Annotated in this window: 1 protein-coding gene; it reads left to right on the plus strand. The window is 44.2% G+C overall.

The annotated features are described in order from the left end of the window. Positions 1-59: 59 nt before the first annotated feature. Positions 60-260 (plus strand): hypothetical protein (locus tag B0E34_RS02835; RefSeq protein ID WP_133059886.1); only part of this gene is annotated, 201 nt, incomplete at its 3' end.

Here is a 260-nt window from a genome sequence, read left to right on the forward strand (position 1 = left end):
TGGATCGCGGGCAGATGTACATGATCGGAGACTGACCTCCGACGTTACAGCTTACAAAATTGGGTTCGGATAAAGAAGGTAAAGTCAATGCAATTTATCACAAAGCAATCGGGGAAACTTCGCTGTTTGAAGATTATGTTGAAATTGTGGTGAATTGGGCAAATATGCTGTACCCCGCAGAAAATTCCTTGTTGGAACATGAAATTGTTCCGTTAGACGTTTACAGTCCGCTTGATATGAGAGCACCCGGCGGAAGTACC

This window comes from Chryseobacterium mucoviscidosis (genome assembly GCF_002177115.1).
Lineage (GTDB): Bacteria > Bacteroidota > Bacteroidia > Flavobacteriales > Weeksellaceae > Chryseobacterium > Chryseobacterium mucoviscidosis.